We start from the raw sequence: 15315 nt of genomic DNA on the forward strand, positions 1-15315 counted from the left end.
AAATGAGCCCCTGCAGAGGTTCCGAAAAATCCTATATTATTCGTGTCGAAATTATATTTTCCTGCATTCTTTCGTACCCATCTTACGGCATCTTTGGTATCCTCAACAGGGTCTGGAAAGTGCGTGCCTTCATCCACCAGGGTATAATTGATGCTGATAACAGCATATTGCTTTTCCGTAAGCTTAAGAACCATATTCTCTATATAGCTGTCGGCGCGGATGGCCTTATCTCCTTCTACCCATCCGCCTCCGTGTACATAAATAACAACTGGCAGCTTTTTATTTACGGGAGCCTTGGGAGTATAAACGTCCAAGAAAACAGGAGCGCCTTTTTCACTGATTTTATAAGTAAGATCTTCAGATACTGTAGTTTTTTCGAAAAGAAGTGTGCTTTTTTGTACTTCAGGCTGAATTTGATTTTGAGAAAATCCCCAGTTAAAGGCAAGCAGAAAGGAAACAAAAAACAGGTTTATGGAAAACCTGTGTAATATATTGTTCGTATATGATTTCATAGTATTATTTTTTGAGGGTGGTTATTTAACTAACTCCTCAAAAAGTTTACCAAAGGTCTTTTCCAGATCTTTTGTTTTTCCGGGATGAGGTCTGGATGTTTGTACCACAGAGCTCCTTACTGCCGTCAGCCACCGGAAACGCTCAGGAATTTCAAGTTGAGCAATTGGTCCTCCGTCTTTATCACCATTTGCGATTTTTTGAAAACTTACGAGATTTTGAATGATGTCATCATAATCCAGTTTGCTGTGCATCAGTTGGAATTTATCAGGACACAGATAAAACTCCACGCGAATAAATTTTTCCTTTTTTGAGAACATAACAAGCCCGATGTTGAAAAATTCTTCTCTTTCAACTTTAGGAACCAGACGTATGACGGCGTATTCGTATATTTTATCCTCTTGCATGCTGCGCTTCGTTTACAAAAATTGAAGAATGTTCTAATCGTGTTTTCATAAACTGAAAATACACTTCACGGATCTCTTCCGGGCTTTCATCGGCATCGTTCCAATGTAACCAGTCTTCAGGAATCAAATTGACTATTTCCCTGAATAGAGCATCATTTAATACTTCATGGGCCAATTGATCTGCTTCTGTAAGCTGAGTGGCCTGCGGAAGCAAAACATGGTCTTTTACATATTTGAAAGGCGTTTTAGCTGCCGTATCAAAATTCTGCCATGAATGATGAAAATAAAATGAAGCCCCATTATCAATCACCCAAAGTTCTTTATGCCACATCAGAAGATTCGTATTTTTAAAAGTACGGTCAATATTCGTGATGAATGCATCCAGCCACACGATTTTTGAAGCCAGAAGCGGATCAATTTTCACACTCGGATCATAAGCAATTGAACCTGAAAGATAATGTAGCCCAAGATTCAGCCCTTCTGAAAATTTTAATAAATCCTGAATTTCTTCATCAGCTTCCGTTCTTCCGAAATCCACATCAAGGTTAATGAAAACCAGTTCAGGAATTTTTAATCCTAAAGCTTCTGTAATTTTTCCGCCTAAAAGCTCTGAAATCAGCATTTTTACTCCATGACCGGCCCCACGGAATTTCAGCACATATTTAAAATCATCGTCTGCTTCTGCCAAAGCCGGAAGAGAGCCTCCTTCTCTTAAAGGCAGAATATAACGCATGACAGTGACTGTTCTTAGATCCAACATACAGCAAAAATAAGATTTTAATCTCTTTATGCAGTTAAAATGAATCAACAGATTAAAATTAATCACGGCATTTGATTTTAATTTAATATTTTTAAAAACAAGACAACTTCAATATGAACATTACGAAAAAAAAGGATATCATTATTTCCAATCCTGAAACTAAAGATTTTCTGGCTGATGCATTTTATCCCGAAACCAACGAAAAATTACCGTTATTGATTTTTGTTCACGGCTATAAAGGCTATAAAGACTGGGGCGCCTGGAATCTTATGGCGGAAAAGTTTGCAGAAGCAGGGCTTTTCTTTGTCAAATTTAATTTTTCCCATAACGGAACCACGATTGAAGATCCTCACAATTTTGCTGATCTGGAAGCCTTCGGAAATAACAATTATTCTAAAGAACTGTCTGACCTGAGTGTTATTATTAATCACTTCATCAATGATCCTAAAGTGGATGATCAGAAAGTGATTCTTATCGGTCATAGCAGAGGAGGGGGAATTTCTATTGTAAAAACATTTGAAGATGAAAGAATTAATGGGCTCATCACTTTGGCTAGTGTAGATACGTTGGAAAGATTTCCGAGAGATAAAGATCTCCAGAAATGGAAAGAAAAAGGTGTTTTTCATGTTTTAAACGGCAGAACCAGACAAGAAATGCCTCACTATTACCAGTTTTATGAAGATTTTGAACAAAATGCCCTTCGGTTTGATGTAGAAAGAGCGGCGGAAATGGCTATGGCCCATTTTTTAATTGTTCATGGAACTCAGGATGAAAGTGTAAATGTAAAAAGTGCTAATCATCTTCATATCCTAAACCCTAATTCCGAGTTATTCCTGATTGAAAATGCCAATCACACCTTTGGAGCTAAAGAACCTTGGGAAGAAGATCAGCTTCCTGCGGATTTACATATTCTGACAGAAAAATGCATTGATTTTATTCGACAAAAAATGTAATTAATTGTATTTTTGATATTCACTTAAAATAGTAATATATGGACTTGTTTTCGGCCTTGGAACTCCCCAATTTTGCAGATCCACAGATCTGGATCAGTTTATTAACCCTGACTTTTCTTGAAATTGTACTGGGAGTGGATAATATTATTTTCATCTCGATCATTTCTAATAAGCTTCCTGCTATTCAACAAAAAAGAGCCAGAAGTATAGGTTTGATCCTGGCGATGATTTTCAGAGTCATGTTGTTGCTGATGATCAACTGGATCATAGGATTAAAAGAACCGGTTCTGACAATAGGATTTATTCACGAGCCTGGAACGGAACAAGCTTTACAGGTAAGCTGGAAAGACCTTATCCTGCTCGCAGGAGGTATTTTCCTGATCCTGAAAAGTACCTTTGAAATCCACTCGAAAATGCAGATCAATGAAGTTCAGCAGGCACCCAAATCGGCAGGTTCCGGATTGCTGACTACTGTTATTATCCAGATTATCTTAGTGGATATGGTCTTTTCTTTAGATTCTATTTTAACGGCGGTAGGATTGGTAGACAATGTGGTCCTTATGATCATTGCTGTAATCATCTCAATTGGAATTATGATGATGTTTGCAGGACCTATTTCCAGAATCATTAATAAGCATCCAAGTTTACAGATGTTGGCGCTGTCTTTCCTTGTGGTAATTGGAGTGATGTTGGTTGCTGAAGGAATTCATCAGCATATCAGTAAAAACATTATTTACTCATGTCTGGCATTCAGTTTACTGGTTGAATTGCTGAATATTAATTTCAGAAGCAAGCAGAAAAAAGCTTTGAAGCTGAATCCTGATCTGAAAGACAATCTTGATATTGAAGAATAAAGAATAATAAAAAGCCTTCTGAAAAGAAGGCTTTAATTTTTATTAACTTATGAGATGAGTAGCTTCCAGGCTTCCTCAATTTTGTTTTCCAATAGCAACTTCTGAGCATTCTGGTGAATGTTTTCATCCGCATGGAAATTATTCCCCGGTAATTCTTCTACATTAGCCAGCATTCCCAGATCATTTCCTGTAAATACTTTGCTATATTTGATGGCATCCGGAAGAAGATCAAAACCGATTCCTTTAGTAACCAGAGGTTTTGGAACCTCAAAAAGATTATCCGCATTATTTCTCGAATACCAGTTTCCGCCTAAACGGGCCACCATATCCAGTTTTTTCTGATCCGGAACTCCCTGCTCATTCAGATACTCTTCTCTGATGTGGATTTTCTGAACCTCACAGATAATAAGGTTTCCTGCACCTCCCTGATCGCCCAATGATTTTACTTCCAGAACTTTACATTCAAAGTTGACCGGGCATTCAGCAATAAGCTTAGGCTTCACCAGATCTGCATCTTTCATTGTTAATCCGGATTTGATAAACTCATTCACTCCGGTTTCATATTCTGTAGAAGCTAAAGAAATCTGTTGTACAATAGGGTAATTAACGGTACCGATCACTACTTCCGGAACTTCCAGAACATTTTCCAACGTATGTTTTGTCGTATTGTCTCGAACTCTTCTCGATGGAGAAAAGATCAAAACGGGAGGAACCGTACTGAACATATTGAAGAAACTGAATGGGGATAGATTAATATTTCCGTTCTTATCTATGGTTGAGGCCAAAGCAATAGGACGTGGCGCAACAGCCGTTTGCATAATTGTTTGCAGCTGTACGGGAGATATTTCGGATGGAATTACTGTTTTCATATATCTTTTATTCGAACACTTAAGTGACTTAAGTTTTTTACATTATGTTTATTTAAAGAATACGTAAGTTGAAAATCTTTGATTTTCAACTTACGTGAACTTGATTTATTGATAGTACTTAAACTTAAAAAACTAAAGTGTTATGTTAGCTTATTAAATCGCAGGAATAATTTTACCGGAAACTTCACCGAAACCAACTCTTACCCCATCTTTTTCAGCCCATGCTTTCATGGTCACCGTATCATTGTCATCAATGAATTTTCTTTCTTCTCCGTTGCTTAACGTTATAGGATTTTGCCCTCTCCATGTCAGTTCAAGCATAGAACCGAAAGATTTCGGGTCACTTCCTGAAATCGTACCACTTGCATATAGATCACCCACTTCTACGTTACAACCGTTTACCGTATGATGAGCCAATTGCTGGGTCATATTCCAATACATGTGTTTGTAATTGCTTTCACAGATCAGGTTTTGTTCTCCGTTTTCTGGCTGAATATAAACTTCAAGATTGATGTCGTAATTTTTATCGCCCTCAAACTTTAAATAATCTAACACTTCAGGATCCTGTACAGGAGAAACGGTTCTGAATGGTTCCAAAGCTTCTAAAGTGACTACCCATGGAGAAATGGATGAACCGAAATTCTTTGCAAGGAATGGTCCAAGCGGAACATATTCCCAAGACTGGATATCTCTTGCTGACCAGTCATTGAAAACTACCATTCCGAAAATGGCATCTTCAGCTTCTTTTGTAGAAATACTTTCACCCATTTCCGTATTCTTGTTAATAATGAAAGCCATTTCCATCTCAAAATCCAGCTGCTTACAAGGTCCGAATACAGGTTTATTTGCATCAGCAGGTTTCATCTGACCTTTCGGACGGTTGATCTCTGTTCCGGAAACCACAATAGAGGAAGCTCTTCCGTGATATCCTACAGGTAAGTGTTTCCAGTTCGGTAATAAAGCGTTTGCCGGGTCACGGAACATTTTACCTACATTAGTGGCGTGTTCGATGCTGCTGTAAAAGTCCGTGTAATTCGGAATATGTACAGGCATCATCATTTTTACCTTATCAAGATCGTAAAATGCTTCTTCAATGGTCTTTTGATCTTTTGACAAAGTAGAGCCTTCTAAAAGTAATTGCTGTATTTTAGTACGAACGGCATTGGTTACCGGTTTTCCCAGTTCAATAAATTCGTTCAAAGTATAAGCTTCAAAAACATTGTCGTCAAGCCCTTCAATATCTTCGAAATATCCAAGATCGTACAAGGTGGCAAGATCAATAACCTGATCACCGATTCTTGTACAACATCCGATATATTCTTTATTAAAAACTGCTACTCCGAAAGGAATATTATGTATAGAAAAATCCGATTGGGAAGAGTATTCTACAAATGATTTCATAAAATTTGAATTAAATATGAATCAGAATTTATATGCTGATTTCAAAGGTTTATTATTTTTTTGAAAAAGAGGCTTCATCGATCCACCTGTCTCTGGTGTTGACATCGATAAGATAAAGAATATTATCCTGTTTGGTCAGCAATAAAGTTTTGGTAACCGGCATAGGAACTTTTTTATTTTCAAGCATATCTGCTCTCAGGGAAATAATGTTCTTTTTTCTGACAATATCGCCGGTGAAAACATTGGAGCTGGATTCTCCCGTTGCTTTATCATCGAAAACTTCCACATAGGTTGCCTGCTTTCCTTTGATAATAATAAAATCTCTTTCTGTATGGTCTTCCGCATCTTTAATGAAAACAAACTTCTTGTTATCGATGCTCACCGTTTCAAGATGTTGATTGATGCCTTTTCTTTCTTCAAGTTTGGTAAGAATTGCATTGATTGATCGGTATTGAGCTTTAATTCCCAATGTGGCTGCAAAAAATACAACTCCAAAAAATATTTTTCTCATATGACGAATGTGTTTTATAAAAAAGTTTTGTCAAGACTTTTCATCCTGACAAAACTTTATATTATTACTTAAAATTAAAGATTTCCTCTCTTTTCCTGCTCTCTTTCCAATGCTTCGAACAATGCTTTGAAGTTACCTGCCCCAAAGCTTTGTGCGCCATGTCTTTCAATGATTTCAAAGAAAAGAGTAGGGCGGTCTTCTACAGGTTTCGTAAAGATCTGCAATAAGTACCCTTCTTCATCATGATCAATAAGTATACCTAAATTTTGAAGCTTCTTAAGATCTTCATCAATATGGCCCACTCTTTCAGGTACCATTTCGTAATAAGCCTCTGGTGGAGCGGATAAAAACTCTACACCACGTTTTTTAAGTTCTGTTACTGTGTGGATGATATCTTTTGTAGCGACAGCAATATGCTGTACCCCTTCACCCTCATAGAAGTCAAGATATTCTTCTACCTGAGACTTTTTCTTACCTTCAGCAGGCTCGTTGATAGGGAATTTGGCATATCCGTTTCCGTTTGACATTACTTTAGACATCAATGCAGAATATTCTGTGTTAATCTGTTTGTCATCGAAAGAAAGGATATTAACGAAGCCCATTACTTTTTCATACCATTCAACGGTAGGAAGCATTCTGTTCCAGTCTACGTTCCCTACACAATGGTCTACATATAATAAACCTGTTTCTTCAGGGTTATAATCACTTTCCCATTTTTCATAACCAGGCATAAAAGGACCGGTGTAATTTTTTCTTTCTACAAACATGTGAACAGTTTCCCCGTATGTATAAATTCCGGACATTCTTACCTCACCATTCTCGTCAGTTAACGTTACGGGCTCCAGGTAAGGTTTTCCGCCTCTTTTTGTAGTCTCTTCAAAAGCCTTGTATGCGTCATCTACCCAAAGTGCCAAAATTTTTACTCCGTCACCGTGCTTTTTTACGTGTTCGTTGATTGGTGAGTCCGATTTAAGACCTGTAGTTAAAACAAGTCTTATTTTTCCTTGTTGAAGAACATAAGATGCACGGTCTCTTACTCCTGTTTCAGGACCTGCATATGCTAAAGACTGAAAACCGAAAGCGGTTTTGTAAAAATGGGCAGCCTGTTTAGCGTTTCCTACATAAAACTCAATGTAATCTGTACCGTTGATGGGTAAAAAATTCTCTGCTTGAGCAATTTTTTCGGCAAATGTAAGTGTTGACATATTTTCTTTTTACTTTTTATTTTCTGGGTATGCAAATTACGAAAATCTTAGGAATATTTAAAATATTAAATGAATACCTGTTGAACGGACTTAACATAAATTTAAAGAAAAGTTTATTTAAGTCTGCTTAAGTTTATTATGTTAGAGTTTGGATGTATACATTTGTAATCACAAAGACAAGTGAAAAAAAAATATTTCGAAACAAAAAGCTGTAGTAACCACTACAGCTTTATTTTTTATGATTTAATCTTCCGGCATCCGGGTTGTAATTATCCCATATTTTCCAGACATTGTCTATTTTACGGATAAAATAAATCTGGGTATTCAATTGGTTCACAAAATGTTCTTCACCGGTTTCACCTACTTTAAACAAAAGATTCCAGAATTCCTGTGATTCCAGGATTTTCTTTTCGGGCTCATCTGTTACGAGATGAACGTCGAAAACCTCATAGTTGGAACGGTTGTTTTTGGTCACCAGCTGAAAGTCTCTTTCACATAATTCTTTGCTGAAATGAGTGGCTCTTTCCAGAAAAGGAGATTCGTTAAAGACCAGATCTTTGAAAACTTCAGGCTTATGTTCCGGGAAACTTTTATAAAACTCAAAAACAGTTGCACAATAATCATATATCATTTTAGTTAAAAATGTGCGGTCGTCGTCTTCATGGTTCGGCCTGTTATCCTTCATAGATTGGATGTAGGCATTTAAATCTTTGTATCCTAAAAAAATACAGATTTTGTCCAGGGTTTTTAGAAACCTTAAGTCATTGTGGGTTTTGTCCTGGTAGTCATTTTCAAAAAAACGTTGTAGAGTGACGTGTGAAATCGTATTTCCTATTTCGAATTTTTTTCCTCCTTTCAGTTCTTCAGCTTCTGATAATTCTTCTTTTATGATTTCGGAAAGAATGATGTAATGGCTTCGTTTCCATTCTCCGACATTCCCTAAAACGGAATTTTTTACTTTAGGATGTCGTATAACTTCTTCCCTAATTGCATTGTAGATAGTTTTCAATTTGTGAGTTTTTTAAAGGGATTTGATCAAATATATTGCCAAAACCGTAAGCCTTCTCTATCTTTCAATGTTTAATAGAGAAAAAAGCCATTCTTAATGAAAAATATAATTAATTAAACAGGCAAATGTAATGTAAAATTTTTTAATGTTTAAATCTCTCAAAGGCAGCCCTTTCCAATATTTCCCTGTCATCGGGATGAGCAATGCTGATCAGTTCCTGAGCTCTTTGGCGGAGGCTTTTTCCATATAAATAAGCAGTCCCGTATTCCGTTACCACATAATGGATGTGTCCTCGTGTAGTAACAACTCCTGCTCCCTGTTTAAGGAACGGGACTATTCTTGAAACGCCTTTTTTGGTTCTTGATGTAATGGCAATGATAGGTTTTCCGTCTTCGCTTAAAGCAGCCCCTCTCATAAAGTCCATCTGGCCTCCGATTCCGCTGTACTGTAATGTTCCTATGGAATCTGCACAAACCTGCCCTGTAAGGTCAATTTCAATGGCAGAATTAATAGCCACCATTTTCTTATTCCGCATAATATTAATGGGGAAATTGACATCACTTACATCCTTAAATGCAAATACCGTATTATCATCCACATAATCATACAGCTTTCTGGTACCGAAACAGAAACTGGTAATGGTTTTATTTTCGTTATATCCTTTATACTTATTGTTGATTACATCATTCTGGATCAGATCAATGACCCCGTCACTCAACATTTCGGTGTGAACCCCTAAATCCTTATGATTATTCAGACATTTCAGAACAGCATCCGGAATGGTTCCTATTCCCATCTGCAGAGTTGATCTGTCATCAATAAGCTCAGCAACATTTTTTCCTACCAGCATTTCTTCCGGCCCTACTTTTGAACCATAATCTACGGTTGGAAGCTCTTCCTCATGCCAAACGAGCTTGTGGATTCTGCTTACATGAATCATCCCGTCACCATGGGTTCTCGGCATTCTCGGATTGACAATAGCGACAATTATTTTGGCAGTATCTACAGCGGCTCTGGCCACATCCACAGAAGTTCCCAATGTACAGAAACCGTGTCTGTCCGGAGGAGAGACGGTAACCAAAGCGACATCCAGAGGTAAGATATTCTTTTTAAATAAAATCGGGATCTCACTTAAAAATACGGGAACAAAATCTCCCCTGTCTGAATTCACGGCATCACGAACAGGTGTGGAAACAAATAAGGAATTGATAAAGAAACTGTCTTTATATTCCGGTTTGGCAATTTCTACATTTCCTTGCTGTGTGATAGAAACCATTTCCACATTCTTGAGACGGTGAGACTGTCTTGCAAGCTCATCGATCAGGTAATTCGGAGTACATGCGCTTCCGTGAAAGAAAACGCGGTTTCCGCTTTTTATAGTGTATATGGCTTCCTCTGCACTAATATAATCGTACATATTGAATGTTTTTTGAAGTGAATTGATGTGATGGTATTACTCTTGTGAACGGTCTTCCATCGTTTTATCGTTTTCTTCCAACCATGAGGTTTTATAGGACGGATCTTCCACTTTCAGTGCTTCTTCCGTAATTTTCAGCGGACGGAACGGGTCTACCATTACCGCATACTCTTCCGTGAATTTTTTTCCGATACTTCTTTCCATAGCTCCGGGATGAGGCCCGTGAACGATTCCTCCGGGATGTAATGTAAAATCCATCAGGTCAATATGATTACGGCTCATGAAATCTCCTTCCGTGTAAAATAAAACTTCATCGGAATCAATATTGGAGTGGTTATACGGTGCAGGAATTGCCATCGGATGGTAATCGTACATTCTTGCACAGAATGAGCATACTACGAAATTATGCCCTTCAAAATTCTGGTGAACCGGCGGCGGTTGGTGAATTCTTCCTGTAATAGGCTCGAAATTTTTGATATTGAATTTATACGGATAAAAATAACCATCCCAACCTACTACGTCAAACGGATGGGTTGCATAGATGAAATCCGTGATCTGATTTTCTTTTTTTACTTTGATTAAAAATTCCCCTTTTTCATTTTTCGGTTCAACGAAAGTAGGAGCAATGATATCTCTTTCGCAGAATGGAGAGTGTTCCAACAGCTGTCCGAACTCATTTCTGTATCTTTTCGGAGTATAGATCGGAGAATGACTTTCCAATACGAAGAACACCGTATCATCAGATTTCAATTCAACCTGATAGATGGTTCCTCTGGGAATGATCAGATAATCGCCAACGAAAAATTCCAGATCCCCCACAAAAGTTTTCAAAACCCCTGTTCCCTGATGAACATATAAGAGCTCATCACATTCCGCATTTTTATAGAAATAATCCATAGACTTTCTTGGTTTGGCCAATCCCATTTTCAGGTCATTGTTCATCAAAAGGATCTTTCGGCTGTCCATGAAATCATCTTCAGGAGTTACATTCATTCCTTTGAACATTCTTGGCGCGATGTTTTTCTCAACCGCAATCTTTGGTGTCACATCCTTTGCAGGACCTATGGATTTTATCTGGGTAGGGCGGTGGATATGATACAGCAAAGAAGAAATACCATGAAAACCTTCCGTACCGAAAAGCTGCTCATAGTAAAATTGATCTTCCGGAGACTTAAAAACCGTATGTCTTTTTTGTGGGATATTTCCCGCTAGATGATATCTCATTTTACTTTAAATGTAGTTTCTCAAATTTAATAATTTTTCACGAATTGATTTTAAGAACATTTGTCATGTTGTTTTGTAGTTCTAAAAATAATTGTTAGCTTTGTCTAACAATTTTAATTTCATGACGCGAATATTATTTTCTATGGTCTTCTTGTCTTCTTTTTGTTTCTCACAGGAAACGGATAGCTTAAGCATGAATGAAAATAAAAGGGATTCTTTGATCAGTACTCAAAAAGAAGCTAAGACCAGGATAATTGATGATGTAGTGATCACCGGAACTATAAAACCGATAAGCAAATCAAAAAGTCCGGTGGCGGTAGAAATTTATAGTCAGAAATTTTTCCAGAAAAACCCTACACCCAGTATTTTTGAAGCAATTGCCATGGTAAATGGGGTAAAACCACAGCTTAACTGTTCGGTTTGTAATACGGGAGATATTCACATTAATGGACTGGAAGGGCCTTACACGATGATTTTGATCGATGGAATGCCGATTGTAAGCTCACTTTCCACAGTGTATGGCTTAAGTGGAATTCCCAACAGCCTGATTGATAGAATTGAAGTGGTAAAAGGTCCGGCTTCATCTCTTTACGGCTCTGAAGCAATGGGCGGAGTTATAAATATCATCACTAAAAATGCTTTAACAGCTCCGAAATTAAGTGCTGATCTGATGACAAGCACATGGAGTGAAAATAATCTGGACCTGTCAACAAAATTTAGCCTTGGAAAAAATGCAGCATCCTTATTAAGCTTAAACTATTTTAACTTCAGCAAAAGATTTGATGAAAATAAAGACAATTTCACGGATGCAGCATTGCAAAACAGGGTTTCTGTTTTCAATAAATGGAATTTTCAAAGAAAAGAGAACCGGCAGGCCAGTTTTGCGTTGAGATATTTGTATGAAGACCGTTTTGGCGGTGAAATGCAGTGGAACAAGTCTTATCGCGGAAGTAATCAAGTATACGGTGAAAGTATTTATACGAATAGAGTAGAAGCTTTCGGAGTATATCAATGGCCGTTGAAAGAACAGGTGATCACTCAATTTTCATATAATTATCACAATCAGGATTCTTTTTACGGGTCCAACCCTTTTGATGCGTTACAGAAAGTAGCGTTTATCCAAACATATTGGGATAAAAAACTGGGGAAACATGATATGATCTTCGGATTGACCTTTAAAAAAACGTTTTATGATGACAGCACTCCCGGAACCTTATCTTCGGATGGCTTCACCAACCAGCCGATGAAGTCGCCAATCTTGGGTGCTTTTATCCAGGATCAGTGGGAAATTAATGCTAAAAACACGTTATTGCTGGGTTACCGGTATGATTATGACAAAATCCACCATTCCGTACATTCGCCAAGATTCGCCTGGAAATTTTCTCCCAATCCGTATCACACTTTGCGTTTTAATTTCGGGACCGGATTCAGGGTGGTGAATTTATTTACGGAAGATCATGCGGCTTTGACGGGTTCCCGTGAAGTCGTGATTAAAGCTAATTTAAAGCCTGAAAAATCTATCAATGGAAATATAAACTATGTCTGGAAAATTCCCGCAGGTGACCGTTTAATTAACCTGGATGCATCCGCATTTTATACATATTTCAGCAATAAGATTGTGGGGGATTTTGATTCCGAACCGGATAAAATTATTTATGATAATCTTCATGGCTACGGAATTTCGAGGGGAGCTTCCGTGAATGTGGATTACAGTTTCAGTTTTCCTTTGAGTATTAATTTGGGTGTGACTTATCTTGATGTGTACCAGAAGCTGGATGGCGAAAATGAAAAATCACAGCAATTGCATGCCCCGAAATGGAGCGGAACCTATAATTTGTCATATAAATTCCCAAGTAATGTAACTGTTGATTTCACAGGTCAGTTTTACGGACCTATGCGATTGCCTGTTTTACCGAACGATTACCGCCCGGAATATTCTCCGTTGTATTCTTTAGCGAATATTCAGGTTTCGAAAAGCTTTAAGTCAGGATTTGAAGTGTATTGCGGAATCAAGAACCTGTTTAACTTCACTCCGAAAGATCCTTTAATGCGTCCATTTGATCCGTTTGACCAACATGTGAATGATCCGGTGGGCAACCCGAACCATTATACTTTTGATACTACATACGGATATGCTCCGATGCAGAAGATCAGAGGATTTTTAGGTGTAAAATATATTGTAAAATGAAATTGATGATACATATAGTTTTAATGTTAGTACCCTGTTTTTATCTTTCCCAGGTAAAAACGGGTACTTTTTCCGGACTGGAAATCCGGCAGAAAGAGCATGCAAAACCTGTGGTCATTCATCTTTATACCGATTGGTGCTCAGTTTGTAAAATAGAATCCTTTAAAATCAATAAGGATGAAGAGTTGGTGAAAATGATGAATGAAAAGGTTTATTTCATCAATTTTGAAGCGGAGAAAACCAAAGAAAAGATCCGTTTTCAGAATCAGCAATTTGATTATGTATCGAATGGGAATTCGGGAATTCACGGATTGGCTTTGGCTTTGTCTAAAAATAAAAACCAGCCTGTCTATCCTTTATGGATTTTCCTGGATAAAAACCAAAACCTGGTGTATTATCATGAAGGACAGCTTAAACCGGAAAAATTAAAGCAGAAACTCCTTGAAATTTCTGCTCTTTAAAATTTATTTTTCACCGGCATCAATTAAAACTGCCAACTGAATACAAGGTTTTTCGGAGCGGTTGCTCCAGGCATGATTGGTTCCTCGCTGAATGACAATATCTCCGGCTTTCAGCAAAGTTTCCTCTTCTTCCATGATCAAATACAATTCTCCGGAAAGAATGATAATATAATCCAATGTCTGGGTTTGATGCATCATCGGATGAGGTGCTCCCGGTTTTATTTCTACTCCCAAATCTTGATCCGGCGGAATCACAACATAGCGGAAATAGGTTCCGCTCTTTGGCGTTTGCGGAAAGCCTGTGTTGGGAATCAGTATTTCATCATGTAAACTTGCAGGCATTTGCTGGGTATTCCAGAGATCTGAAATGATAAGTCCGGGAAGATGTTCTACCACATTTTCTGCGTGCTGATCTTCAATAATTACAGATCTTCCGTTTTTAATTCCTGTAACGATGCGTCTTGGTATTGTGTTCATATCGTGTGTTTCATGATTAATTTATGGCCTTGTGTCTGGTTATTTTTAAGAATTGAATGAGCTTTCAGAACAGTTTCCAGAGAAAGACCGCCTATTACTTTGTAATTGGAGGGAACAATGATTTCCTTTTCGATAAGACCAGAAATCTCCATTAAACTGTTTTTATAATATTCATAATTACGGTTCATGCTGTATGAATAATTGGAGATATTCATAATGATGGTTCCTTTGTTGAAAAGGGTTTCGTGGGCATCTTTTGTAACCAGGGCTGTAACATCTGTATAGGTTCCGTTGATTTTCAGTACATCTGCGGTCACTTCAGACATATTGTTCCCCACAAGATCAATTCCTATATCAAAAAGCTGGTTGTCATTAGCTTTTAACAGATTTTCAACAAGACTTTTATCTCTATAGTTAATGATCTGATGATTTTCAAGCCCTGCTTTCAGAAGATGCTGCCTGTTTTCGTCACTTCCAACTGTTACGATAACGTTTGGAAGGTGATGAGCAACTAAAAGCTTAATTAAAAAAGAACCGACTCCTCCAGCTGCACCCGTCACCAAAATTCTGTGCTCTGGATTTAATTTTAAACGTTTAAAAATTTGAAGAGAAGTAAGCCCGGCTGAAGGAATCGAAGCCGCCTGTTCAAAAGAAATGTTTTTAGGCTTAAGAACGACAATCGCTTCAGGAACTGCAATGTATTCAGCATAGGTTCCGTTGCTGCCCATGGAACCGCTTCCGCAAAATACTTCATCTCCGATATTGAATTGAGTTACCTCTGTCCCTTTTTCGACAACAATTCCGGATAATTCTCTTCCTAAAATTGGGGATTTTAGAAGTTTGCGTTCCAGTTCGTTTTCAATCATCTGGTAATCGATTGGGTTGAAACCGCTTGCCTGAATCTGAATTAAAACCTCATGATCTTTAGGTTGAGGTGTGGTAATGGTTTTTTCCTCAAGTTGGAAATTTTCATTTAATATAATGGCTTTCATACGAGTAATTTGATGTACAAATGTAAAAACAGAATAGTTTATATTTGTTGCTAGTTAACTATTGGTAACCAGTTACC

The 15315-nt window shown here is 37.6% G+C and carries 16 protein-coding genes; 4 read left to right on the forward strand and 12 right to left on the reverse strand.

Annotated features, from left to right (window positions below):
• The 3 genes from ACGHIN_RS09795 to ACGHIN_RS09805 all read right to left on the reverse strand — a co-directional run.
• On the reverse strand, nt 1-512 hold a 512-nt coding region (locus ACGHIN_RS09795; protein WP_390452942.1), incomplete at its 3' end, for an alpha/beta hydrolase fold domain-containing protein.
• A gap of 21 nt (nt 513-533) precedes the next feature.
• Complete coding sequence (locus ACGHIN_RS09800; protein WP_390452944.1) at nt 534-917, reverse strand: DUF3037 domain-containing protein; 384 nt, start codon at nt 915-917, stop codon at nt 534-536.
• Nucleotides 904-1677: a HipA family kinase gene (locus ACGHIN_RS09805; RefSeq protein WP_390452946.1), complete on the reverse strand. Its 774-nt coding sequence runs from the start codon at nt 1675-1677 to the stop codon at nt 904-906. Before ACGHIN_RS09805 ends, ACGHIN_RS09800 begins: the two co-directional genes overlap by 14 nt.
• 113 nt (nt 1678-1790) lie before the next feature.
• Between ACGHIN_RS09805 and ACGHIN_RS09810 the strand changes: the two genes are divergently transcribed.
• Entirely contained in the window at nt 1791-2630 is an 840-nt protein-coding gene (locus ACGHIN_RS09810; protein ID WP_390452948.1) for an alpha/beta hydrolase family protein, read from the forward strand.
• 38 nt (nt 2631-2668) lie between these two features.
• Nucleotides 2669-3484, forward strand: coding sequence for a TerC family protein (locus ACGHIN_RS09815; protein WP_390452949.1), 816 nt, complete (start codon nt 2669-2671; stop codon nt 3482-3484).
• Between the two features lie 47 nt (nt 3485-3531).
• Here the strand turns inward: ACGHIN_RS09815 and ACGHIN_RS09820 are convergent, their stop codons facing one another.
• The 7 genes from ACGHIN_RS09820 to ACGHIN_RS09850 all read right to left on the reverse strand — a co-directional run bounded on the left by ACGHIN_RS09820 (nt 3532) and on the right by ACGHIN_RS09850 (nt 11120).
• Nucleotides 3532-4353, reverse strand: coding sequence for a flavin reductase family protein (locus ACGHIN_RS09820; RefSeq protein WP_390452951.1), 822 nt, complete (start codon nt 4351-4353; stop codon nt 3532-3534).
• Between the two features lie 153 nt (nt 4354-4506).
• Complete coding sequence (gene fahA, locus ACGHIN_RS09825) at nt 4507-5754, reverse strand: fumarylacetoacetase (RefSeq protein WP_390452953.1); 1248 nt, start codon at nt 5752-5754, stop codon at nt 4507-4509.
• A 52-nt stretch (nt 5755-5806) separates the two neighbouring features.
• The gene (locus ACGHIN_RS09830) at nt 5807-6265 is read right to left on the reverse strand and encodes a hypothetical protein (RefSeq protein ID WP_390452954.1); all 459 of its coding nucleotides are present in this window, start codon (nt 6263-6265) and stop codon (nt 5807-5809) included.
• A gap of 74 nt (nt 6266-6339) precedes the next feature.
• Nucleotides 6340-7470 (reverse strand): 4-hydroxyphenylpyruvate dioxygenase, encoded by a 1131-nt coding sequence (gene hppD, locus ACGHIN_RS09835; RefSeq protein ID WP_390452955.1) that lies wholly within the window; start codon nt 7468-7470, stop codon nt 6340-6342.
• A 229-nt stretch (nt 7471-7699) separates the two neighbouring features.
• Entirely contained in the window at nt 7700-8479 is a 780-nt protein-coding gene (locus ACGHIN_RS09840; protein WP_390452957.1) for a hypothetical protein, read from the reverse strand.
• Nucleotides 8480-8621: 142 nt separating this feature from the next.
• Nucleotides 8622-9896: an acetyl-CoA hydrolase/transferase family protein gene (locus tag ACGHIN_RS09845; protein ID WP_390452959.1), complete on the reverse strand. Its 1275-nt coding sequence runs from the start codon at nt 9894-9896 to the stop codon at nt 8622-8624.
• Nucleotides 9897-9932: 36 nt separating this feature from the next.
• Nucleotides 9933-11120, reverse strand: a complete 1188-nt coding sequence (locus ACGHIN_RS09850) for a homogentisate 1,2-dioxygenase (protein ID WP_390452960.1) — start codon at nt 11118-11120, stop codon at nt 9933-9935.
• A gap of 121 nt (nt 11121-11241) precedes the next feature.
• Between ACGHIN_RS09850 and ACGHIN_RS09855 the strand changes: the two genes are divergently transcribed.
• Together ACGHIN_RS09855 and ACGHIN_RS09860 are read left to right on the forward strand one after the other, a co-directional pair.
• Nucleotides 11242-13308, forward strand: a complete 2067-nt coding sequence (locus tag ACGHIN_RS09855) for a TonB-dependent receptor plug domain-containing protein (protein ID WP_390452962.1) — start codon at nt 11242-11244, stop codon at nt 13306-13308.
• Nucleotides 13309-13313: 5 nt separating this feature from the next.
• Nucleotides 13314-13769: a thioredoxin fold domain-containing protein gene (locus ACGHIN_RS09860; protein WP_390452964.1), complete on the forward strand. Its 456-nt coding sequence runs from the start codon at nt 13314-13316 to the stop codon at nt 13767-13769.
• A 3-nt stretch (nt 13770-13772) separates the two neighbouring features.
• Here the strand turns inward: ACGHIN_RS09860 and ACGHIN_RS09865 are convergent, their stop codons facing one another.
• Together ACGHIN_RS09865 and ACGHIN_RS09870 are read right to left on the reverse strand one after the other, a co-directional pair.
• Nucleotides 13773-14246, reverse strand: a complete 474-nt coding sequence (locus ACGHIN_RS09865; RefSeq protein ID WP_390452966.1) for a cupin domain-containing protein — start codon at nt 14244-14246, stop codon at nt 13773-13775.
• Nucleotides 14243-15238 (reverse strand): quinone oxidoreductase family protein, encoded by a 996-nt coding sequence (locus ACGHIN_RS09870; RefSeq protein WP_390452967.1) that lies wholly within the window; start codon nt 15236-15238, stop codon nt 14243-14245. The genes ACGHIN_RS09865 and ACGHIN_RS09870 overlap by 4 nt, the downstream gene beginning before the upstream one ends.
• Between the last annotated feature and the right edge of the window lie 77 nt (nt 15239-15315).

Source organism: Chryseobacterium barbadense, from assembly GCF_042849955.1.
Taxonomy (GTDB): Bacteria; Bacteroidota; Bacteroidia; order Flavobacteriales; family Weeksellaceae; genus Chryseobacterium.

Excerpts from the sequence above, each read along its gene's own strand:
- ACGHIN_RS09870 (WP_390452967.1), bottom strand. The coding sequence starts at position 15,238 with ATGAAAGCCATTATATTAAATGAAAATTTCCAACTTGAGGAAAAAACC.
- ACGHIN_RS09855 (WP_390452962.1), top strand. The coding sequence starts at position 11,242 with ATGACGCGAATATTATTTTCTATGGTCTTCTTGTCTTCTTTTTGTTTC.
- fahA (WP_390452953.1), bottom strand. The coding sequence starts at position 5,754 with ATGAAATCATTTGTAGAATACTCTTCCCAATCGGATTTTTCTATACAT.
- ACGHIN_RS09800 (WP_390452944.1), bottom strand. The coding sequence starts at position 917 with ATGCAAGAGGATAAAATATACGAATACGCCGTCATACGTCTGGTTCCT.
- ACGHIN_RS09805 (WP_390452946.1), bottom strand. The coding sequence starts at position 1,677 with ATGTTGGATCTAAGAACAGTCACTGTCATGCGTTATATTCTGCCTTTA.
- ACGHIN_RS09830 (WP_390452954.1), bottom strand. The coding sequence starts at position 6,265 with ATGAGAAAAATATTTTTTGGAGTTGTATTTTTTGCAGCCACATTGGGA.
- ACGHIN_RS09820 (WP_390452951.1), bottom strand. The coding sequence starts at position 4,353 with ATGAAAACAGTAATTCCATCCGAAATATCTCCCGTACAGCTGCAAACA.
- ACGHIN_RS09815 (WP_390452949.1), top strand. The coding sequence starts at position 2,669 with ATGGACTTGTTTTCGGCCTTGGAACTCCCCAATTTTGCAGATCCACAG.
- ACGHIN_RS09860 (WP_390452964.1), top strand. The coding sequence starts at position 13,314 with ATGATACATATAGTTTTAATGTTAGTACCCTGTTTTTATCTTTCCCAG.
- ACGHIN_RS09845 (WP_390452959.1), bottom strand. The coding sequence starts at position 9,896 with ATGTACGATTATATTAGTGCAGAGGAAGCCATATACACTATAAAAAGC.
- hppD (WP_390452955.1), bottom strand. The coding sequence starts at position 7,470 with ATGTCAACACTTACATTTGCCGAAAAAATTGCTCAAGCAGAGAATTTT.
- ACGHIN_RS09865 (WP_390452966.1), bottom strand. The coding sequence starts at position 14,246 with ATGAACACAATACCAAGACGCATCGTTACAGGAATTAAAAACGGAAGA.
- ACGHIN_RS09850 (WP_390452960.1), bottom strand. The coding sequence starts at position 11,120 with ATGAGATATCATCTAGCGGGAAATATCCCACAAAAAAGACATACGGTT.
- ACGHIN_RS09810 (WP_390452948.1), top strand. The coding sequence starts at position 1,791 with ATGAACATTACGAAAAAAAAGGATATCATTATTTCCAATCCTGAAACT.